Raw genomic sequence first — 20721 nt, 5'->3', positions numbered from 1 at the left:
GGAAATGGGGGAGGAAAAGTGTCTGAAATAACGCTTAGCGTTTTTTTTGCACAGCAACATGAGATTTATGCAACATAAGAGTGCAACCGCATAAATTTTATTCATCCTGTGCACTATAATAATGCGAACCAATAAATAATTTAAACTTTAAAATTAATTTTAGCCGCGCCAAGGCGAAAGGTGCGCGGCTAAACAAAGGGTATTACAACAGGCCGGGGAATATCGCCTTAATACCGGTAACGATAAACTCGATCCCGAGCGCCATCAGCAACAGACCCATGATACGGGTGATCACGTTGATGCCGGTCTGCCCAAGCAAACGCACCAACAGCGGCGCGGCGCGGAACAACAACCAGCAGCAAAAGGCGAACAAGGCGATCGCGACCGTAAAGCCGAGCAGGCTTTGCCAGTTGTGATAACGGGAACTCCACACGATGGTGGAACTGATCGCCCCCGGCCCCGCCATCAGCGGCAGCGCTAACGGCACCACGCCGATGCTCTCGCGGATCGCGCTCTCCGATTTTTCCTGTTTGTTCTGTTTGTCTTCTCCCAGCTTGCCGCTGATCATCGACATGGCGATGGTCACCACCAGAATACCGCCGGCGATGCGGAACGAATCGATGGAGATGCCGAACATCCGCAAGATCCCTTCGCCCAGGAACAGCGATGTCCACAGAATAATGGCGACCGACAGGTTGGCGGTCAGGTTGGTTTTATTGCGCCCTGCTTCCGCCTGGTAGCTCGTCATGCTGATAAACACCGGCAAGATGCCCACCGGGTTGACCAGCGCAAACAGACCGACAAAGAACTTGATAAAGCCGGAAAGATCCAACAGAGATTGGCCCACAGATGGCTCCGCGTTAAGTGCTATAAAAGGTGTGCTGCCTATGCGCGCTAATGTAATGGAATTGCCGCGGGTAATCCATCCGGCGAAAGCAGCATTTTTAACTGCCAGCAAGTTAGGCAACAAAACAAATGCCCTTTGTTAAAGTGATGTATGGCCTTTTGATTTTTTATGTTGAAAAAAGAGTCATCGATCACAGTTATTGATAATCACTCTCAACACCGCCAAGCTGAAAGGTGTCAGCTTGCACTTTTCATGATTTAGATCACAAATCAACTACCCAACAGTGGGTAAGCTCTTAGTCGTAGTCAGGGAGTAGAACAAAGTCGGTGGCAATCCAGCCGGTTCCGTTCTCTTCACTGCCTGCCCCTCCGGTTGGCGTAGGGTAAAGCTCTTTAAGCAAATCAGCAGCATGCGAAGAAATAACGCGGGAAAGCCCCGGTATTCGAATCACCGTTTATTCCCGTTATGACTATACTAGTGGCTCGCACGGCTTATTTACTGAAAGAGTTTAACATTATCAGGAGAGCATTATGGCTGTAACGAATGTCGCTGAACTGAACGAGCTTGTCGCACGTGTCAAAAAAGCCCAGCGCGAATATGCCAACTTCACTCAAGAGCAAGTGGATAAAATCTTCCGCGCTGCCGCCCTCGCCGCTGCTGATGCCCGTATCCCGTTGGCCAAAATGGCCGTGGAAGAATCCGGAATGGGTATCGTCGAAGACAAAGTGATCAAAAACCACTTCGCTTCCGAGTACATCTACAACGCCTATAAAGATGAAAAAACCTGTGGCATCCTGTCTGAAGATGACACTTTCGGTACCATCACTATCGCCGAACCTATCGGCCTGATTTGCGGTATCGTTCCTACCACCAACCCAACTTCTACCGCGATCTTCAAAGCGCTGATCAGCCTGAAAACCCGTAACGGCATCATCTTCTCGCCGCACCCGCGTGCGAAGAATGCCACCAACAAAGCCGCCGATATCGTGCTGCAAGCCGCTATCGCCGCCGGCGCGCCAAAAGACATCATCGGTTGGATCGACCAGCCTACCGTCGAGCTGTCCAACCAGCTGATGCACCACCCTGACATCAACCTGATCCTCGCCACCGGTGGCCCGGGCATGGTGAAAGCCGCCTACAGCTCCGGCAAACCGGCTATCGGCGTCGGCGCCGGCAATACGCCGGTCGTGGTAGACGAAACCGCAGATATCAAACGCGTGGTCGCCTCTATCCTGATGTCCAAAACCTTCGACAGCGGCGTTATCTGCGCTTCCGAACAGTCGGTCATCGTCGTTGACGCTATCTATGATGCGGTACGCGAACGTTTCGCTTCCCACGGCGGCTATCTGCTGCAGGGCAAAGAACTGAAAGCGGTGCAGGACATCATCCTGAAAAACGGCGGCCTGAACGCGGCCATCGTCGGGCAATCCGCACCGAAAATCGCCGAAATGGCAGGCATCAAAGTGCCGGCCAACACCAAAGTGCTGATCGGTGAAGTGAAGCTGGTCGACGAGTCCGAACCTTTCGCGCATGAAAAACTGTCGCCTACCCTGGCGATGTACCGCGCCAAAGACTTCGAAGACGCCGTCGCCAAAGCCGAAAAACTGGTCGCCATGGGCGGTATCGGCCACACATCCTGCCTGTACACCGACCAGGATAACCAAACGGCTCGCATCGCCTACTTCGGCGATAAAATGAAAACGGCTCGCATTCTGATCAACACCCCGGCTTCTCAGGGCGGTATCGGCGACCTGTACAACTTCAAACTCGCGCCTTCGCTGACGCTGGGTTGCGGTTCCTGGGGTGGTAACTCCATCTCTGAAAACGTCGGACCTAAACACCTGATCAACAAGAAAACTGTAGCGAAGCGAGCAGAAAACATGTTGTGGCATAAACTTCCGAAATCGATCTACTTCCGCCGTGGCTCGCTGCCTATCGCGCTGGAAGAAGTGGCGACCGACGGGGCGAAACGCGCCTTCATCGTGACCGACCGTTTCCTGTTCAACAACGGCTATGCCGACCAGATCACCAAGGTTCTGAAGTCTCACGGCATCGAAACCGAAGTGTTCTTTGAAGTGGAAGCCGATCCGACGCTGAGCATCGTGCGTAAAGGCGCCGAGCAGATGAACTCCTTCAAACCGGACGTCATCATCGCGCTGGGCGGCGGTTCGCCGATGGACGCCGCGAAAATCATGTGGGTGCTGTACGAACATCCTGAAACCCACTTCGAGGATCTGGCGCTGCGCTTCATGGACATCCGCAAGCGTATCTACAAGTTCCCGAAAATGGGCGTGAAAGCGAAAATGATCGCCATCACCACCACCTCAGGCACCGGTTCGGAAGTCACGCCGTTCGCCGTCGTCACCGACGACACTACCGGGCAGAAATACCCGCTGGCCGACTATGCGCTGACTCCGGACATGGCGATTGTCGACGCCAACCTGGTGATGAACATGCCGAAATCCCTGTGCGCCTTCGGCGGTCTGGATGCGGTCACCCACGCGCTGGAAGCCTACGTCTCGGTGCTGGCGAACGAATACTCCGACGGCCAGGCGCTGCAGGCGTTGAAACTGTTGAAAGAGTATCTGCCGGCCAGCTATAAAGAAGGCGCGAAAAACCCGGTTGCCCGTGAACGCGTGCACAACGCCGCCACCATCGCCGGTATCGCTTTCGCCAACGCCTTCCTCGGGGTTTGCCACTCCATGGCGCACAAGCTGGGTTCGGAGTTCCACATTCCGCACGGCCTGGCCAACGCGATGCTGATTTCCAACGTCATTCGCTACAATGCGAACGACAACCCGACCAAGCAGACGGCCTTCAGCCAGTACGATCGCCCTCAGGCGCGCCGCCGCTACGCTGAAATCGCCGACCATCTCGGCCTGAGCGCGCCGGGCGACCGCACCGCGCAGAAGATTGAGAAACTGCTGGCCTGGCTGGACGAGTTGAAAACCGAGTTGGGCATCCCGACTTCCATCCGCGAGGCGGGTGTGCAGGAGGCGGACTTCCTGGCGAAAGTTGACAAGCTGTCGGAAGACGCGTTCGACGACCAATGCACCGGCGCCAACCCGCGCTATCCGCTGATTGCCGAACTGAAGCAAATCATGCTGGATACCTTCTACGGCCGCGAATTCAGCGAAGCGGTCGACGAGGAAGCGGCAGCTCCGGCTGCAGCCAAAGCCGCGGTAAAAAAGCCCAAGAAATAACGGTTTCGTAAACCGATAAAAAAACCCGCCAATCGGCGGGTTTTTTATTGCGCCGGAGGCGCTGCATTTCGACTCACGCCGCCAAAACGCCTCAGCGGGCTTTGGCGGCGTTTTCTCCCCTATTCCAGGGAGTGAATCGCCTCTTTATAATGCTTGCGGCAGACGGAGACATAGCTCTCGTTACCGCCAATCACCACCTGCTCACCGGCGTGCATCGCCTGGCCGTTTTCATCCAAACGCAACACCATATTGGCTTTGCGCCCACAGTGACAGATGGTTTTCAATTCCACCAGCTTATCGGCCCAGGCCAGCAAATATTGGCTGCCGGTAAACAGCTCACCGAGAAAATCGGTACGCAGGCCGTAGCACAATACGGGAATGTCCAGTTGGTCCACCACATCGCACAATTGCTCAACCTGCGCCTTGGTCAGGAACTGGCTTTCATCCAGCAGCACACAATGCACCGGCTGCTGTTGATGCTCTTGCTGAATCATGGCGTACAGCATCGAGTCGTTGTTATAGAGCTGGGCCTGCAAGGATAAACCGATGCGCGAGCTGACCTTACCTACGCCAAAGCGGTGATCGATCTCCGCAGTGAACACCAGCGTGCGCATACCACGTTCTTGATAGTTATATGAAGACTGTAGCAGCGCGGTGGACTTGCCGGCATTCATCGCAGAGTAATAAAAATAAAGTTGAGCCATGGCCCCGCAACTCCGATGGTATAAGAAATATTCAAATGTCGATTAGGACGGTAAGTGTACCATAAGCCGCCCCCCAGGCTCAGCCCAAAGCGAACGAATATTGCGTTCGCCGTAATAATGCGCTTTCAAGCGAAACATATCGTTCTGTCGGCCCGTTCTTTTTACAGCTATTTACAGGATAATGTATGCCTGTCATCACTATTAATTCTTGCTAATGGTTAACCGCGATCATTTGCCCATTAATGCATAATCACGGTTTCACCGCGGCGGGTGCCGCAACCGCAACGGCGCGCCAGTCTATTATACTCGGGGCCAATACAGGGCATTTAATCACCTTCGCTGTCCCCGACGTTTCCTGACGCAATCTTTACCTATATACCCCTATTGTTTACAATGTCTGCCTAGCCATGACGTGATTAAGCCCACAGAACCCATTGTAATATTGATATAAATTACGGCGATAACTTATCGATGAAAGCCTTGCGACACGCGCCTTTTAAAGCATGCCTGTTGAAATTTTGACTTAAGTGCGACAAGGGTAATAGTTAACAGCCCTTCCTATATTAGTCGGACAGATCCGATTAACGGTTTTTTAAAAGGTAAATTTGAGTATTCAAGTCAATTTGGCTATTGCAGAAAAGAAAATAGCGCTCTATTATTATCGAGACGCCCCCCACCAATATAATTTGAGACTAGGACAATGAGCGAAGCATTAAAGATTTTGAACAACATCCGCACTCTGCGCGCCCAGGCAAGAGAATGCACACTGGAAACGCTGGAAGAAATGCTCGAGAAACTGGAAGTTGTTGTGAACGAACGTCGCGAAGAAGACAGCCAGGCTCAAGCAGAAATCGAAGAACGCACCCGTAAACTGCAGCAATACCGCGAAATGCTGATTGCTGACGGTATCGATCCGAATGAACTGCTGCAAACCATGGCTGCCAACAAAGCTGCCGGTAAAGCAAAACGCGCAGCACGTCCTGCTAAATACCAATATAAAGACGAAAACGGCGAATTGAAAACCTGGACCGGCCAAGGCCGTACTCCTGCGGTGATTAAGAAAGCTATCGAAGAGCAAGGTAAATCTCTGGACGATTTCCTGCTGTAATAGCGATTCGGCCCGTATCTGAAAGGCTCCCTGCGGGGGGCCTTTTCATTTTAAAGCTTATCGACGTGATCCTGCCTCATCCCTTTCCTTTTAGTAAATATCCTAATTCGCATTTTGTTCCTTGCATGGGGTTCCAGCGAAAAAAAAGGGCCCTAAGGCCCCTTTGTCGCATATACCCTCGTTCAATTATTGAACCTGGTAGAATGCCTTATACCAATCAACAAAGCGCTTCACACCCTCTTCAACGCTGGTTTCCGGCTTAAAACCAATGTCACGATAAAGCTCTGCGGTATCCGCGCTGGTATCCATCACGTCGCCAGGTTGCATAGGCAGCATATTCTTGCGGGCAGTTACCCCCAAAGCCTGCTCCAACGCCGTGATATATTCCATCAGTTTAACGGGGGTGTTATTGCCGATATTATAAACATGATACGGCGCGGAACTGGTCGCCGGCGATCCCTGTTCAACGGTCCATGACGGATCTGCCTGCGGAATAACCGCCTGCAGCCGCACAATCGCCTCGGTGATATCATCAATGTAAGTAAAGTCACGGTGCATTTCACCGTGGTTATATACATCGATGCTCTCCCCCGCCAATATGGCCTTGGTAAACTTGAACAGCGCCATATCCGGACGCCCCCAGGGACCATATACGGTAAAGAAGCGTAGCCCCGTCGTCGGGAGACCGTATAAATGAGCGTAACTGTGTGACATCAGCTCATTGGCTTTTTTGGTTGCCGCATACAGTGAGACAGGGTGGTCGACAGAATCTTCGGTAGCAAACGGCAACTTGCGATTGAGGCCATAAACAGAGCTGGAGGAAGCGTAAAGTAAATGCTCGACCTTATTATGACGGCAGCCTTCCAGAACGTTCAAATGACCGATCAGGTTAGCGTCCGCATAAGCCAACGGGTTGACCAGCGAATAACGCACGCCGGCTTGGGCACCCAAATGAATGACTCGTTGGAACTGATGCTCGGCGAACAATGCCGCCATGCCCTCACGATCGGCCAAATCCAGCTTGATGAAGCGGAATCCCGGCTTATCCGCCAGCCTGTCCAGACGGGCCATTTTCAGGCCCACGTCATAATAGTCATTCAGGTTATCGATGCCGATAACCTGATGCCCGGCGGTCAACAAACGCTCTGCAACGTGATAACCAATAAACCCTGCGGCGCCTGTAACCAGGAATTTCATGCCCACTCCTTAAATAACCGGTTTAATCGAGGCACCGCGGCCAATCGCATAGTAGGTAAAGCCGCGATTCGCCAAACGCTCAGGATCGTACAGGTTACGTCCATCGAAGATCACCGGCTGTTTCAACGCACTCTTGATCACATCGAAGTCCGGTGCGCGGAAATTCTGCCATTCGGTGCAGATCACCAGAGCATCGGCGCCATGCAACGCAGCCTCTTTGGTACCCATCAGCTTCAAGTCTTCGCGCTGGCCATAGATGCGCTGAACTTCGTTCATCGCTTCCGGATCGTAGGCCTGGACGGTGGCGCCGGCAGCCCACAGCTGCTCCATCAGCACACGGCTGGACGCTTCACGCATGTCATCGGTATTCGGCTTGAACGCCAGGCCCCACAGTGCGAAGGTTTTGCCCTTCAAATCGCTGCCGAAATAGTCTTTGATAAAGCTGTTCAGCTTGTCTTTTTGTTGGTAGTTGACCTGCTCTACCGCCTGCAACAGCTTCGGTTGGTAACCGATCTGCTCCGCCGTGCGGATCAGCGCCTGAACATCTTTCGGGAAGCAAGAACCGCCGTAGCCACAGCCAGGGTAGATGAAGTGATAACCGATGCGTGAATCGGAACCGATGCCCTGACGCACTTTCTCGATATCCGCGCCCAACATTTCCGCCAGGTTGGACATTTCGTTCATAAAGCTGATTTTGGTCGCCAGCATGCAGTTGGCGGCATATTTGGTCAGCTCCGCGCTGCGGATATCCATCATGATCATACGATCGTGATTGCGGTTAAACGGCTCGTACAGCTCGCGAATAGGCTCGATCACCTCTTTATTATCGGTACCGATCACGATGCGCTCAGGGCGCATGCAGTCAGCCACCGCAGCGCCTTCCTTCAGGAATTCAGGGTTGGACACCACGTCGAACGGCACGTTGCTGCCGCGTTTTGCCAGCGTTTCCGCCATCACCTGACGCACTTTGTCCGCCGTGCCGACCGGCACGGTAGATTTGTCGATCACCACTTTGCGATCGGTCATGTGCTCGGCGATGGTGCGCGCCACCGCGGTGACATATTTCAGATCGGCGGAACCGTCCTCATCCGGCGGCGTACCGACGGCGATAAACTGGATATTCCCGTGCGCCACGCCCGCTTTGGCATCGGTGGTGAAATGCAGGCGCCCGGCCTCATAGTTTTGCTGCACCAGCGGCGTCAGGCCCGGTTCAAAAATCGGGATATTCCCTTTTTTCAGGTTCTCGACTTTTCGCTCGTCAACATCGATGCACATAACGTCATGGCCAACTTCAGCCAGCACGGCGGCCTGTACCAGCCCCACATAACCAATACCAAAAACTGTTACTTTCATGTGAAAATCCTAGTTTTTCAAATTAAGACGAAAGATCAAATCACTTCTTGTCAGCGGCAACAACCTGCTGCAGCCACTGAGAAAACTCTTTGCCCAGGCTGGCATGACGCATGCCGTACTCCACGAAGGCCTGCATGTAACCCAGTTTGTTACCGCAGTCATGGCTCACGCCTTTCAGGTGATACGCTTCCACCGTTTCCTGCTGCATCAGCATTTCGATGCTGTCAGTCAGCTGAATTTCATCGCCGGCACCTGGAGGCGTTTTCGCCAACAGCGGCCAAATATCGGCGGACAACACGTAACGACCGACAATCGCCAGGTTGGAAGGGGCTTTATCCGGCGACGGTTTCTCAACCACGCTGACCATCGGCGCGCTTTCGCCCGGTTGCAAATCAACGCCCTTACAGTCGGCTACGCCGTAGTTTCCGACATCCTTATGCGGCACGGGTTCAACCATGATCTGGCTGACGCCGGTGGCTTCGAAGCGCTGCAGCATTTCGTGCAGATTGTCTTTTTTCGGATCGGCGCTGTATTCGTCGAGGATCACATCCGGAAGCACCACCGCGACCGGTTCATCGCCTACCATCGGGTAGGCACACATAATCGCGTGCCCCAGGCCTTTGGCATTACCCTGACGAACCTGCATCACGGTAACGCCTTTCGGGCAGATCGACTGCACTTCGTCCAGCAATTGGCGCTTGACGCGTTTTTCCAGCATCGCTTCGAGTTCGAAACTGGTATCAAAATGGTTTTCGATCGAGTTCTTGGAGGAGTGGGTGACCAGCACAATCTCGTTAATCCCCGCCGCAATGCACTCATTGACGACGTATTGGATCAGAGGTTTATCAACCAGCGGCAGCATTTCTTTCGGAATGGCTTTGGTGGCCGGCAACATCCGCGTACCCAAGCCTGCAACCGGGATCACGGCTTTTCTGACTTTGCGATTTACAGCAGGCATTATTTCCTCTCTTAAAGCTAAAGCGCTCATTTTATGAGCTTGGGCTCGATATAAAAAAACCTTCGGAGTATACCAGCTTATGCGCGCCGAGCATTAACCAGAACACAAATAGAAAACATTTAGGACTATTACCCGTTCGGATAATCCGGAGAATAAATAAACGGTTTAATTACAGATAAGTAAATAGCTTAAGATCGCGCCGATCGCTGCCTGCTATTCAGCGCTGAGCATCAGTCGCAATCGGCCACCGCTGCCCCATACCTGACATTGCCAGGCGGTACAACGCTGGCTGATCTGATTCATGTAGGTAGCCCCCAGCGTCCCCAGTGGCACGCCGTTGCTCAGCTGGATTTGATTGTCACCGGTATTGACGTTGGCATGCAGCCCGGCGGAAACCAGAATCAGGTTTTTATTTTCGGCGTGATAATATCCCAACAACAGAGGGAATTGACCGTCTAATTTCCCCTGCCGCAATAATTGATTAACCTGCTTTAACAATGCCGACATTTGCGGCAAACGATGCTGTTGATTAGCCAGATGGTCCTGCAGCAGCCCATTAAATAATGCGCGCAACAGCAATGCCGCCAATACGCCATTATCGCCGGCGCGCGTGACGTCCAGACAATAGAATGCCAGATCCTTTTCTGACAAGGCGGCGATATCCAGCACCAGGCCGGGATTTTCGCCGGTGGTTAACTGCCGATAGTTGATCCGGCAATGCGCAATGGTCTGCTGTACCGGCGGCTGCAGTTGCTTAAGCAGTTTGACGGCTTCGGAAGGATTTTTGCTCAACGCATCCCAATCCTGAAACAGTTCAACCTCTTCAATCGCCTGGGAGGTGAACATATTGGGGTATAAACACGCCAGCACCGCTTCACGCAGGCGATTGAGATCGGTCAGCGGTTTGAGCAGTACATCCTGCACGCCCAACCGCAGCACCTTGGCGATGTCGGCCATCTTGTCGGTGGCCGAGATCACCAGCACCGGGATCTGCAGCCCCTGCAAACGCAGATGTTCAACAAATTCGATACCGCCCATTTCCGGCATCGCGAGATCGCACAGAATCAGATCCGGCTTGAAGTCATCGACGGCACTCAGCGCCTGTAAACCGTTGGTCGCCTCGCCGGTTTCAGCGCCCAGCGAGGTCAGATAACCGACCAGCACGGAACGAAAAACCTGTTCGTCCTCAACGATCAAGATGCGCTTGTGAGTGAGTGGTAATGCCATCAGCCGAGCCTCGTCCCTTTCCATAGTGTAATAGTGGCTCAAAAAGGTCACTTATGCTCGTCTGAAACAGACCAACTGCGCATTGCCAACCAAGAACCGAGAATTATCTATTTTTTATCAACGGCAACAACCGATCCAGTTGTTTTTCAACCGCCAGCAACCCCGCCTCGATCGCTTCATCGGCGCGGTGGAAATCCAGCGTTGAGATTTGCGGGCAAAAAGGCTGGATCAAGACATCCGGCGGATCGCTCGCCATCCGGTTGCGCTTGAGGCGATTTTCCAGCATTTGAATCGATGTGCTCATAATCTCCATCGCCGTCGGCGCCGTCGCCGGTTTGCGCTTGCGCATTCTGCCGACGCGTTCCCGCAGACGCCCGCGCCAGGTAGCCGCAGGCGCATCGTTGGGGCTTTCTTCCTCGATACGTATCGAGAACAGGTCCTGCTGCATCAGGTGCGCGTCATGCTGCAGATCGACCGCGATGACGATATCGGCGCCCATGGCGCGGCAAAGCGACACCGGCACCGGATTGACCACCGCGCCATCCACCAGCCAATAGCCGTCGGCCCATACCGGCGCCAACAGGCCTGGCATGCTGCAGGAAGCGCGTATCGCCTGATGAATATCGCCTTCGGTCAGCCACAGCTCACGCCCGGTGCTGAGATTGGTCGTCACGGCACCGAACTTCAACGCACAATCGGCGATATCATTGATCTTCAGCAGCTGTCCGACAGCGTTAAACACCCGCTCGCCGCGCAACAGGCCGCCGCGCTGCCAGGAAAAATCCATCAGGCGAATCACGTCCCAATAGCTGAACGATCGCACCCACTGCTCCATCGCCGGCAGGCGATGGCTGGCGAACGCGGCGCCCACCAACGCGCCGACAGAGCAGCCGGCAACGATATCGATCTCAATCCCCAGCTTCTTTAACGCATTGATCACGCCGATGTGCGCCCAGCCTTTAGCCGAGCCCGCTCCCAGCGCCAGTCCGATCTTGATTTGCCGCATAGCGCCATCCTCTCGGTAAACGGTGTTCCCTGCTTTCAGGGTAGATTGTCACTGACGAATATTGTTAGGTAACATATGCGCTAAATTCATTTTCAGCCTCGTTTTATCAGGAGTCATTTTGCCCGAATCATGCCCATGCGGCAGCGGACTGGCGTATAACGCGTGCTGCGCCCCTTTTATCAGCGGCAGTCAGCCGGCGCCGACGCCCGGCCAACTGATGCGTTCACGCTTCACCGCCTACGTGAATCATAACGTCGACTATTTGATCGCCACCTGGCACCCCGACTGTGGCGCCGAAGCGTGGCGCAATGCCATCGTCGACAGCTTTAAGAATACCGAGTGGCTGGGCCTGACGATCGTGGAAGAGAAAGCCGGTCATGAGCCGGATGAAGGCTTCGTCGAATTCATCGCCCGTTTCACCGATGGCGAAAGCGGCGAACCGCAGGCGATGCATGAGCGCTCGCGCTTCCTTCGTCGCGATCAACGTTGGTATTATATCGACGGCACCAAACCCCAGCCCGGCCGAAATGCGATGTGTCCCTGTGGCTCAGGGAAAAAATACAAGAAGTGCTGCGGGCGCTAGCCGGCCGGCGCTTCACGTTTACGCCTGCGCAGACAGGCCGTTCAGTATCAGACAGGATCCTCAAACCCATGCCGCACCAAAATGTACAACGGAAAGTGTTACGCACCATCTGCCCGGACGCCAAAGGGCTGATCGCCAAGATCACCAACATCTGTTACAAGCACGAACTCAATATCGTCCAGAACAATGAGTTCGTCGATCACCGCACCGGGCGTTTCTTCATGCGCACCGAGCTGGAAGGCATTTTCAACGACAACACGCTGCTGGCCGATCTGGACAGCGCCCTGCCGGAAGGTTCGCTGCGAGAACTGCACAGCACCGGGCGCCGGCGCATCGTGGTGCTGGTCACCAAAGAGGCGCACTGCCTGGGCGATCTGTTGATGAAAAGCGCCTATGGCGGCCTCGACGTTGAGATCGCCGCCGTAATCGGCAACCACGACACGCTGCAATCGCTGGTGGAGCGTTTCGATATTCCTTTCCATCTGGTGAGCCACGAAGGCTTGACTCGCGAACAGCACGACCGCGAAATGACGGCCAAGATCGATCAATATCAGCCGGATTACGTGGTGCTGGCCAAATATATGCGCGTGCTGACCCCGGCCTTCGTGCAACATTATCCGAATCAGGTAATTAACATTCACCATTCGTTCCTGCCGGCGTTTATCGGCGCACGGCCTTATCACCAGGCCTACGAGCGCGGGGTAAAAATCATCGGCGCCACTGCCCATTACGTTAACGACAATCTCGACGAAGGCCCGATCATCATGCAGGACGTGATCCACGTCGATCACACCTATTCCGCCGAGGATATGATGCGCGCCGGCCGCGACGTGGAGAAAAACGTGCTCAGCCGCGCCCTGTATCAGGTGCTGGCGCAGCGCGTCTTCGTCTACGGCAACCGCACCGTTATTCTGTAATCGTTCAATAAATCGGTGCATTTCGTTCAGGGATGCACCGCCAAGAATAAAAAAACGGCAAACGATTCATTTTCTGCATTTCAATACTTTACACATCCGCTTCATTTGATATGATGCGCCCCGCTTACCGAGACAGCGCTCTCGCAAGCAAGGCCAGTTAAATAGCCATGTATATGGTGGGGTTCCCGAGCGGCCAAAGGGAGCAGACTGTAAATCTGCCGTCACTGACTTCGAAGGTTCGAATCCTTCCCCCACCACCATCCCTTGAAGAAAATCCCAAACCCTACTTAAAACACGTTGCATCTAATGTTCTCATATCAATAAATCAAGTTATCTCCCCTTATTAACCGCTTTCATCCAGCCGTTTTGTTCCTCTCTCCCAGCCGTAACTTGAACTCCGGCCGACAATTCGCTATACCACTGGCTTCTTTAGTGCAGTAAGGAACAGGTGGATGCGAAACAATATTTGCGTTTTTTGTGGCGCCAGCGAAGGCGTCAATCCCGCTTATGCCGAGCAGGCTCGTCAACTGGGGCAACTGCTGGCCGCACAGGGGCGCCGTTTAATCTACGGCGGCGGCAAAAAAGGATTGATGGGGATCGTGGCGGACGCGGTGTTGGCCGCAGGCGGTGAAGCGGTCGGCATTATCCCCGAGCGCCTGGTTGAAGCGGAAACGGCGCATCGTGGCCTGACTGAATTGGAAGTGGTGCCAGACATGCATACGCGCAAAGCCCGTATGGCGGCGCTGGCGGACAGTTTTATCGCCCTGCCCGGCGGCATCGGCACGCTGGAAGAGCTGTTTGAAATCTGGACCTGGGGGCAAATCGGCTATCACAACAAGCCGGTCGGCCTGCTGAACGTCAACGGATTCTACCGCCCGCTGAGCCAGTTCCTCGAGCACGTCGCCGATCAGGGCTTTATGCGTCACGACTATCTCGGCACCCTGCACATCAGCGAATCGGCACAGACGCTGCTGCAACAGTTTGACGACTATCAACCTAAAAATTACGACCGCTGGGCGAAATAAACCCGCTGCGCAGTCAGCGGTCCCGCCGCTGTCTGCGTTACATTTCCCGCCAAACTCTGCTACTATCACAGCACATTTTTCTCGTGAAAACGGCACCGCTCATGAAGTTTGTCTCTTTTAATATCAATGGACTGCGCGCGCGTCCGCATCAGCTGGCGGCAATTATCGAACAGCACCAGCCCGACGTGATCGGTCTGCAGGAAACCAAAGTTCACGATGACATGTTCCCATTGGAAGAAGTCAGCCAGCACGGCTATCACGTGTTCTATCACGGGCAAAAAGGCCATTACGGCGTGGCGCTGCTGACCAAAGCGGAGCCCCTGGCCGTGCGCCGCGGTTTCCCAACCGATGAAGAAGACGCGCAGCGTCGCATCATCATGGCCGATCTGGCTACGCCGCAGGGCACGCTGACGGTGATCAACGGCTACTTCCCGCAAGGGGAAAGCCGCGACCACCCGATCAAATTCCCGGCTAAAACACGCTTTTATCAGGATCTGCAAAACTACCTGGAGCAGCAGCTATCGGCGGAATCCCCGGTGCTGATCATGGGCGACATGAATATCAGCCCCAGCGATTACGATATCGGCATCGGCGAAGACAACCGCAAACGCTGGCTGCGCACCGGTAAATGCTCCTTCCTGCCGGAAGAGCGCGAATGGATGGATCGCCTGCTGAACTGGGGCCTGGTCGATACCTACCGCCACGCCAACCCGGGGCGCAACGACGAGTTCTCATGGTTCGACTACCGCTCCAAAGGGTTCGATGACAACCGCGGCCTGCGTATCGATCTGCTGCTGGCCAGCACCCCGCTGGCTTCGCGCTGCATCGCCACCGGCATCGATTACCAAACCCGCAGCATGGAGAAACCTTCCGACCATGCGCCGGTCTGGGCGGAATTTACGCTGTAACCCCATCACCCCGGCGCTCGCCGGGGTTTTACTCTGTGAAGCCAATGAAAATTATCGACGTGGTAGCCGCCATTCTGGAACAAAATGGCCGCATTTTGCTGGCCCAGCGCGGCGCAGGCAGCGATCAGGCCGGTCTGTGGGAGTTTCCCGGCGGCAAGGTTGAAGCCGGCGAAAGCCAGCCAGAGGCGCTGGCGCGCGAGCTGGATGAAGAATTGGGGATTTGCGCCCGTATCGGCAGCTATGTGGGCAGCAATCAGTGGCAGCAAGGCGAACGCCTCATCCGGCTGCACGCCTGGCAAGTCGCGGAGTTCTCCGGTGAACTGCAACAGCGCTGCCATTCGGCGCTGGTCTGGGTCACGCCGCAACAGGCGCAGGAATACCCCCTGGCGCCCGCTGACGTTCCACTGCTGGCGGATTATCTCGCCGCGCAAGGCGAGGCGCGCTGAGCGCGGTGACAGGTTACATCGTCACTTCTTTAATCGTACCCAAATCAAGGGGTTGGTGCCGATAGTATTAGGCTCACGCACGCACTGTAGCACTTCCCCTTCCACTTTAAGCACCGCACCTTCGGAATAGTTCTGATTCTGGTAGACGCAACAGCGGTTGCAGGGCTGCGCCGGCGGCGGGTTGACGCCGCCTTTTGCCGTGCCCCAAATCTCCGGCGAAACCGGCAACACCACGTCCACATCGCCGCGATTGGCGGCGGCCAGGCCGGAAAACATCAGGGCAGCGGCAGCCAATACCCCAGTGAGTCCACGCTTCATTCACTCTTCTCCTGCGCCTTGCCGGCGCTTTTCCTGCGTTTTTTGCCCCCGCTGGAGGGCGGCGGCGGCAATCCACGAAACGCCATGCTCGCCCGGCTCTGCTTGGCCTGATAAATCAGCTCTTGCAGCGTGCCGACCAACGGCTGCATAAAGTCCTGATAGCGGCAGGATTTCTCGCTGATTTGCGTCAGCGTAGCTTCCCAGTTGGCCGTCATATCAGGACGCGCAGCAAGATCCGGCAGCGAGTGAATCAGCGCGCGCCCGGTTTCGCTGGAGTGAATATAGCGTCCCTTCTTGTACAGAAACGCCCGCTTGAACAGCAATTCGATGATCCCCGCTCGCGTCGCTTCCGTTCCTAAACCATCGGTCGCCCGCAGGATTTTCTTTAGCGCTTTATCTTGTACGAACCGCGCGATGCCGGTCATGGCCGACAACAGGCTGGCGTCAGTAAACGGCCGCGGCGGCTGCGTCTGGCGCTCCACCACTTCACCGCGCTCGCACAACAACTCATCATCTTTAGCCACCACCGGCAGCGGCGCACCTTCGTTCTCCTCGTCGCGCTCCTTGCTGCCCAGCAGCGTACGCCAGCCGGCTTCCGCCAGGAATCGCGCCTTGGCGATAAATTTACCGCCGGCGATATCCAGCTCGATCACGCATTTGCGGAATACCGCATCCGGACAGAACTGCATCAGATACTGGCGCGCCACCAGCCCATACACGTTCCGTTCATCCTGCGTCAGATTAATCTTGCCGGCGCGGGCGGTGGGAATGATGGCGTGGTGCGCATCGACCTTTTTATCGTCCCAGCAACGGTTGCGGCGATCGCTGTCGATCACCGGCTGCGGATACAGCTCAGGCTGGTGCACGCTGATGGCGTTCAGCACCGCGTGGCGGCCGGCGAAATGCTCTTCCGGCAGGTAGCGACAGTCGGAACGCGGATAGGTAATCAACTTGTGGGTTTCGTACAGCCGCTGGCAAACGTCCAGCACCTGTTGCGCGCTGAGGTTATAACGCCGGGCCGCTTCGATTTGCAGCGTGGAGAGCGAAAACGGCAGCGGCGCAGTATCGGATTCCCGTTTATCGTTATAAGACGTGACCAGTGCCGGCTGGCCTTCGATGCGCTTGACCACATGCTCCGCCAACGGCCGGTGCAGCAAACGCCCCTCTTCGTCCTGATAAGGCTCACAGGACTCACTGGGCTGCCACAGCGCCACGAAGCGTTCTTCTTTCGGCGTGACGATGTGCGCCTTGACCTCAAAGAAGTCTTTTGGCACAAAGTTTTCGATCTCTTCATCACGCCGTACCACCAATCCGAGCACCGGCGTCTGCACCCTGCCTACCGACAGCACGCCGTCGTATCCGGCGTTGCGGCCCAGCAGCGTGTAGGCACGGGTCATATTGATGCCGTACAGCCAGTCGGCGCGCGAACGCGCCAGCGCAGACACGCACAACGGAATGAAATCACGGTTGTCGCGCAGGCGTTCAACCGCGCGCTCCACCGCCTGCGGGTTGAGATCGTTGATCAGACAGCGGCGCACCTTCTGGCGCTTTTCCGCCGTCAAATCCAGGTAGTCCAGCACCTCATCCACCAGCAGTTGCCCTTCGCGATCCGGGTCGCCGGCGTGAACCACTTCATCGGCTTCAAGCAGCAACTTTTTGATGGCGTTGAGCTGTTTGCTGACCGACGGCCGCGGCTGCAACCGCCATTTTTCGGGGATGATCGGCAGATCCGCCAACGACCAGCGCGCATAGCGGCTGTCATAAGCGTCAGGCTGAGCCTGTTCCAACAGGTGGCCGACGCACCAGGTCACCACGTCGTTGTTGCCGCAGGCGATATACCCGTCGCCGCGGCGATGCGGCTTGGGCAAGACGTCGGCAATGGCGCGCGCCAAACTCGGTTTCTCGGCTATGAACAGTCGCATTAATCACCGTTTTTCTGGCTGAACGTCATCAAGAATTCTCTTACTTCTGCATAGTTCCCGCGGAAGACAATCCGCTGGGCTTTCTTTTCCAACTGATAGCAATACATCGGATCGTAGTACTGCTGCAACAGGGGCGCCAACCACTCACGGTGCGCCTCGCCCTGGCCGCTGAGCCGCTGAGCCCGCAGCGCCGCTTCCAGCCGCTGCGTCAGTTGCTGGAAGCGTTCCAGCCCCAGGCGGCGGCGTATGGCGAACAGGCCGTGGTGCAGATAGTCGTCGTACTGTCGCCAGCCCTCTTCCATGCCATAGGCCTGTTCGAACTGTTCGCGCATCCCGTCGATATATTCGGCCTGCAGGCGCGCCAGACGAATATCGAACGGATCGTCGATCACCGCCACCGGCGCCTGCTGCATGCCGTTGAACAACGGCAACGGCAGATTGTTGCTGCCGATGATCCGCCCTTCGTCTTCCAGCACCCAACGGCGGCTGCCACCATGCTGTTTTTTCAGCAATAACACAGCCAGACGATTCTCAAAATCGATCTGTGAGCTTTGCCCCGCCAGCGTTCGGCCAAAAGATGAACCACGATGGCGCGCCGCGCCTTCCAGATCGACGCCGTCGGCCAGTTCGTTGACCAGCAACGTCTTGCCGCTGCCGGTATTGCCGCCCACCAGGGTCATCGGCAATGCCGCGCTTTGCGCCAACACGCCGAGCAGATAATTGCGCAGCGCCTTATAACCGCCAGTGATACGCGGGTACTCGACGCCGGCCTCATGCAGCCATTGCTGCACCAGCTGCGAGCGCAACCCGCCGCGGAAGCAGTAAATATAGCCTTCGGGTCGCTGCGCACAGGCCGCCAGCCAGGCGGCGGTGCGCTGTTCGCGCAGTTTGCCGTTCACCAGGCTGTGGCCGAGCGCGATCGCCGCTTGCTGACCATGCTGCTTATAGCAGGTGCCCACCGCCTGCCGCTCGCTGTCGACCATCAGCGGTAGGTTCACCGCCTGAGCGAAGGCGCCTTGCTGAAACTCGATCGGCGCGCGCACGTCAATCAGCGGCACGTCCTGCAGAAAAATGCGTTGATAATCGGCGCTGTCCGGCCTGCCTTGCATCTTGGACACTACACAACCTCGATCAGCGGTTTACCTGCCTGTGCGGCATGCAGCTCACCGATAGGATTGAGCGTGATGCCGTGCTGCTCGGCAATCGCCAGCACCTGCGCCTGCGCCTGCGGCAATACCGCCAACAGCAAACCGCCGGAGGTTTGCGGATCGCACAGCAGTTGGCGCTGCAAATCGCTCATCTCGCCCACCAGATGGCCATAGCTGTCGAAGTTGCGCCCGGTGCCGCCCGGCACGCAGCCCTCGGCGATATACGCCTCGACGTGCGGCAGCTTCGGCACCCGATCGAACCAGACCGTCGCCTGCAGACCGGAACCCTGGCATACCTCGCTCAAGTGACCCAGCAAGCCGAAGCCGGTGATATCGGTCATCGCCGTGACGCCCGCCACCTCGGCAAAGTCGGCGCCCGGCTTGTTAAGGCGGCACATCACGTCCGTCGCCAGCCCTTGATGCTCAGGGCGCAGCTTGCTTTGCTTCTCGGCTGTCGTCAGCACGCCAATACCCAGCGGCTTGGTCAGATAGAGTTGCGCGCCGGCCTGTGCGGCGCTGTTTTTTTTCACTCGCTCGGTATTGACCACGCCGGTGACCGCCAGGCCGAAGATAGGTTCCGGCGCGTCGATGGAATGGCCGCCGGCCAGCGCGATCCCTGCCTGTTGGCAGGCGAAACGCCCGCCGTCGATCACCTGCTGCGCCACCTCAGGCGGCAGTTTGGCGATTGGCCAGCCGAGAATGGCGATCGCCATGATCGGTTTACCGCCCATGGCGTAGACGTCGCTGATGGCGTTAGCGGCGGCGATGCGGCCGAAATCGAACGGATCGTCGACGATCGGCATGAAGAAGTCGGTAGTGCTGATGATGCCGACGCCGTTGCCGATGTCATACACCGCCGCGTCGTCGCGGGTTTCATTGCCGACCAACAGACGCGGATCGACAAATTTTTCCCGCTCGCTGTGCAAGATGGTTTCGAGAACTTTCGGTGAGATTTTGCAGCCGCAGCCAGCGCCATGGCTGTACTGGGTTAAACGGATCGCTGGCGATGTCATAGTCCACTCCCTTCGGTAACGGCACTCAAGATAACATAGGGTAGCGCTTGCCGAGGGGATTGATAAGAGCGCGCCGCGGATAAGCGAGCGGCCTGCTCAGAAACCATGCAATTTTGCGGGGTTTGGCGCATTTTCGCCGCGCCCCGTTGGAAAAACTTAGAAATAGCTGACGAAAGGCGTGCTGTCTGGCGGCGTCACTTTGGTGGCGGCCTTCAACTGCGGCGTGCCCAGGTAGAGGAAACCGACGATCTCATCCTGCTCGCGGCAGCCGAAGGCTTCGCGCACCAGCGCATGCTCGGTCCAGGCGCCGGTGCGCCAGATGCCGTTAAAACCCTGCGCCAACGCCGCCATCTGCATCGCCTGCACGGCGCAACCGGCGGAAACCACCTGCTCCCAGCGCGGCACCTTGGTTTCTTCAGTGCAATGCGCGATGACGGTGATGATCAGCGGCGCGCGGAACGGCGCCTTGGTGGCTTTTTCAATCGCCGCTTCGTCCAGTTGATCCTGCTTCGCCGCCGCCTGCAGCAGCTGGCTGAAACGCTCCAGGCCCTGATTTTCGATCATCACGAAACGCCATGGCTGCAGCGCGCCGTGATCGGGCGCACGCAGTCCCGCGTTGATGATATTTTGGCGCACTTCCCCCGCCGGCGCCGGTTCCGCCAGGCGCGAAGCCGAGCGGCGATTCAATAAAAGATCCAGAGCATCCATCGTAAACTCCTGATAACAATTTTCATTCCGGCCACGTTAACATAGCTAAACGACGAGTTACAGCCTCGGCGATAGCGTCTGTGTGCCACGATTTAAAGCTGACATTTACCCGGCCGCTCATTAGGATAGC

Annotated in this window: 19 protein-coding genes and 1 tRNA gene; 8 read left to right on the top strand and 12 right to left on the bottom strand. The window is 56.1% G+C overall.

What is annotated here, in order from left to right; all coding sequences use genetic code 11:
• Positions 1–202: 202 nt before the first annotated feature.
• A complete protein-coding gene (locus ACTJJ6_RS08820) occupies positions 203–847 on the bottom strand; it encodes a YchE family NAAT transporter (RefSeq protein ID WP_015378089.1) in 645 nt (214 codons plus the stop codon).
• Positions 848–1377: 530 nt separating this feature from the next.
• On the opposite strand from ACTJJ6_RS08820, the gene adhE reads away from it, so the two are divergent.
• Positions 1378–4050 (top strand): bifunctional acetaldehyde-CoA/alcohol dehydrogenase, encoded by a 2673-nt coding sequence (gene adhE / locus ACTJJ6_RS08815; RefSeq protein ID WP_016927492.1) that lies wholly within the window; start codon positions 1378–1380, stop codon positions 4048–4050.
• Positions 4051–4169: 119 nt separating this feature from the next.
• On the opposite strand, the gene ACTJJ6_RS08810 is transcribed toward adhE, so the two are convergent.
• Positions 4170–4754, bottom strand: coding sequence for a thymidine kinase (locus tag ACTJJ6_RS08810; RefSeq protein WP_440802526.1), 585 nt, complete (start codon positions 4752–4754; stop codon positions 4170–4172).
• A gap of 700 nt (positions 4755–5454) precedes the next feature.
• Here ACTJJ6_RS08810 and hns point away from each other — a divergent pair.
• Positions 5455–5862 (top strand): histone-like nucleoid-structuring protein H-NS, encoded by a 408-nt coding sequence (gene hns / locus ACTJJ6_RS08805; protein WP_004932170.1) that lies wholly within the window; start codon positions 5455–5457, stop codon positions 5860–5862.
• A 186-nt stretch (positions 5863–6048) separates the two neighbouring features.
• On the opposite strand, the gene ACTJJ6_RS08800 is transcribed toward hns, so the two are convergent.
• The 5 genes from ACTJJ6_RS08800 to rssA all read right to left on the bottom strand — a co-directional run bounded on the left by ACTJJ6_RS08800 (position 6049) and on the right by rssA (position 11603).
• Complete coding sequence (locus ACTJJ6_RS08800; RefSeq protein ID WP_016927491.1) at positions 6049–7059, bottom strand: NAD-dependent epimerase; 1011 nt, start codon at positions 7057–7059, stop codon at positions 6049–6051.
• 9 nt (positions 7060–7068) lie between these two features.
• Positions 7069–8412, bottom strand: a complete 1344-nt coding sequence (locus ACTJJ6_RS08795) for a UDP-glucose dehydrogenase family protein (protein ID WP_206194764.1) — start codon at positions 8410–8412, stop codon at positions 7069–7071.
• A gap of 40 nt (positions 8413–8452) precedes the next feature.
• A complete protein-coding gene (gene galU / locus ACTJJ6_RS08790) occupies positions 8453–9370 on the bottom strand; it encodes a UTP--glucose-1-phosphate uridylyltransferase GalU (RefSeq protein ID WP_015378094.1) in 918 nt (305 codons plus the stop codon).
• A gap of 213 nt (positions 9371–9583) precedes the next feature.
• Complete coding sequence (gene rssB / locus ACTJJ6_RS08785) at positions 9584–10597, bottom strand: two-component system response regulator RssB (protein WP_004932178.1); 1014 nt, start codon at positions 10595–10597, stop codon at positions 9584–9586.
• Between the two features lie 103 nt (positions 10598–10700).
• On the bottom strand, positions 10701–11603 hold the full coding sequence (gene rssA, locus ACTJJ6_RS08780; RefSeq protein WP_049299422.1) for a patatin-like phospholipase RssA: 903 nt from the start codon (positions 11601–11603) through the stop codon (positions 10701–10703).
• Between the two features lie 118 nt (positions 11604–11721).
• Between rssA and ACTJJ6_RS08775 the strand changes: the two genes are divergently transcribed.
• The 6 genes from ACTJJ6_RS08775 to ACTJJ6_RS08750 all read left to right on the top strand — a co-directional run bounded on the left by ACTJJ6_RS08775 (position 11722) and on the right by ACTJJ6_RS08750 (position 15482).
• Entirely contained in the window at positions 11722–12186 is a 465-nt protein-coding gene (locus ACTJJ6_RS08775) for a YchJ family protein (protein ID WP_016927486.1), read from the top strand.
• Between the two features lie 68 nt (positions 12187–12254).
• Positions 12255–13103, top strand: a complete 849-nt coding sequence (gene purU / locus ACTJJ6_RS08770) for a formyltetrahydrofolate deformylase (protein ID WP_016927485.1) — start codon at positions 12255–12257, stop codon at positions 13101–13103.
• Positions 13104–13278: 175 nt separating this feature from the next.
• Positions 13279–13363 (top strand) — tRNA-Tyr (locus ACTJJ6_RS08765).
• A gap of 192 nt (positions 13364–13555) precedes the next feature.
• Positions 13556–14128, top strand: a complete 573-nt coding sequence (locus tag ACTJJ6_RS08760; RefSeq protein ID WP_004932190.1) for a TIGR00730 family Rossman fold protein — start codon at positions 13556–13558, stop codon at positions 14126–14128.
• A 101-nt stretch (positions 14129–14229) separates the two neighbouring features.
• Positions 14230–15036 (top strand): exodeoxyribonuclease III, encoded by an 807-nt coding sequence (gene xthA, locus ACTJJ6_RS08755; protein ID WP_016927484.1) that lies wholly within the window; start codon positions 14230–14232, stop codon positions 15034–15036.
• Positions 15037–15080: 44 nt separating this feature from the next.
• On the top strand, positions 15081–15482 hold the full coding sequence (locus ACTJJ6_RS08750; RefSeq protein ID WP_440802615.1) for a pyrimidine (deoxy)nucleoside triphosphate diphosphatase: 402 nt from the start codon (positions 15081–15083) through the stop codon (positions 15480–15482).
• Positions 15483–15503: 21 nt separating this feature from the next.
• Here ACTJJ6_RS08750 and ACTJJ6_RS08745 read toward each other — a convergent pair whose 3' ends face one another.
• From ACTJJ6_RS08745 to ACTJJ6_RS08725, 5 genes are all read right to left on the bottom strand, one after another.
• A complete protein-coding gene (locus ACTJJ6_RS08745) occupies positions 15504–15800 on the bottom strand; it encodes a YnjH family protein (RefSeq protein ID WP_206194765.1) in 297 nt (98 codons plus the stop codon).
• The gene (locus ACTJJ6_RS08740) at positions 15797–17722 is read right to left on the bottom strand and encodes a DNA topoisomerase III (protein WP_016927481.1); all 1926 of its coding nucleotides are present in this window, start codon (positions 17720–17722) and stop codon (positions 15797–15799) included. The genes ACTJJ6_RS08745 and ACTJJ6_RS08740 overlap by 4 nt, the downstream gene beginning before the upstream one ends.
• Positions 17722–18831 (bottom strand): tRNA 2-selenouridine(34) synthase MnmH, encoded by a 1110-nt coding sequence (gene mnmH / locus ACTJJ6_RS08735; RefSeq protein ID WP_049298924.1) that lies wholly within the window; start codon positions 18829–18831, stop codon positions 17722–17724. Before mnmH ends, ACTJJ6_RS08740 begins: the two co-directional genes overlap by 1 nt.
• An 8-nt stretch (positions 18832–18839) precedes the next feature.
• Entirely contained in the window at positions 18840–19883 is a 1044-nt protein-coding gene (selD, locus tag ACTJJ6_RS08730) for a selenide, water dikinase SelD (protein ID WP_049298911.1), read from the bottom strand.
• A 156-nt stretch (positions 19884–20039) separates the two neighbouring features.
• A complete protein-coding gene (locus ACTJJ6_RS08725; RefSeq protein ID WP_004932204.1) occupies positions 20040–20591 on the bottom strand; it encodes an NAD(P)H nitroreductase in 552 nt (183 codons plus the stop codon).
• Positions 20592–20721: the final 130 nt, after the last annotated feature.

The sequence above is a fragment of the Serratia sp. 22278 genome (genome assembly GCF_052045405.1).
Lineage (GTDB): Bacteria > Pseudomonadota > Gammaproteobacteria > Enterobacterales > Enterobacteriaceae > Serratia > Serratia marcescens.
Note: the sequence above shows the minus strand (reverse complement) of the source record. Positions and strands in the feature narration are given on the sequence as shown.

Bases quoted from the DNA above. Each gene is read 5' to 3' on its own strand.
- adhE (WP_016927492.1), top strand. From the start codon at position 1,378: ATGGCTGTAACGAATGTCGCTGAACTGAACGAGCTTGTCGCACGTGTC.
- ACTJJ6_RS08810 (WP_440802526.1), bottom strand. From the start codon at position 4,754: ATGGCTCAACTTTATTTTTATTACTCTGCGATGAATGCCGGCAAGTCC.
- hns (WP_004932170.1), top strand. From the start codon at position 5,455: ATGAGCGAAGCATTAAAGATTTTGAACAACATCCGCACTCTGCGCGCC.
- ACTJJ6_RS08800 (WP_016927491.1), bottom strand. From the start codon at position 7,059: ATGAAATTCCTGGTTACAGGCGCCGCAGGGTTTATTGGTTATCACGTT.
- ACTJJ6_RS08795 (WP_206194764.1), bottom strand. From the start codon at position 8,412: ATGAAAGTAACAGTTTTTGGTATTGGTTATGTGGGGCTGGTACAGGCC.
- galU (WP_015378094.1), bottom strand. From the start codon at position 9,370: ATGCCTGCTGTAAATCGCAAAGTCAGAAAAGCCGTGATCCCGGTTGCA.
- rssB (WP_004932178.1), bottom strand. From the start codon at position 10,597: ATGGCATTACCACTCACTCACAAGCGCATCTTGATCGTTGAGGACGAA.
- rssA (WP_049299422.1), bottom strand. From the start codon at position 11,603: ATGCGGCAAATCAAGATCGGACTGGCGCTGGGAGCGGGCTCGGCTAAA.
- purU (WP_016927485.1), top strand. From the start codon at position 12,255: ATGCCGCACCAAAATGTACAACGGAAAGTGTTACGCACCATCTGCCCG.
- ACTJJ6_RS08760 (WP_004932190.1), top strand. From the start codon at position 13,556: ATGCGAAACAATATTTGCGTTTTTTGTGGCGCCAGCGAAGGCGTCAAT.
- xthA (WP_016927484.1), top strand. From the start codon at position 14,230: ATGAAGTTTGTCTCTTTTAATATCAATGGACTGCGCGCGCGTCCGCAT.
- ACTJJ6_RS08750 (WP_440802615.1), top strand. From the start codon at position 15,081: ATGAAAATTATCGACGTGGTAGCCGCCATTCTGGAACAAAATGGCCGC.
- ACTJJ6_RS08745 (WP_206194765.1), bottom strand. From the start codon at position 15,800: ATGAAGCGTGGACTCACTGGGGTATTGGCTGCCGCTGCCCTGATGTTT.
- ACTJJ6_RS08740 (WP_016927481.1), bottom strand. From the start codon at position 17,722: ATGCGACTGTTCATAGCCGAGAAACCGAGTTTGGCGCGCGCCATTGCC.
- mnmH (WP_049298924.1), bottom strand. From the start codon at position 18,831: ATGCAAGGCAGGCCGGACAGCGCCGATTATCAACGCATTTTTCTGCAG.
- selD (WP_049298911.1), bottom strand. From the start codon at position 19,883: ATGACATCGCCAGCGATCCGTTTAACCCAGTACAGCCATGGCGCTGGC.
- ACTJJ6_RS08725 (WP_004932204.1), bottom strand. From the start codon at position 20,591: ATGGATGCTCTGGATCTTTTATTGAATCGCCGCTCGGCTTCGCGCCTG.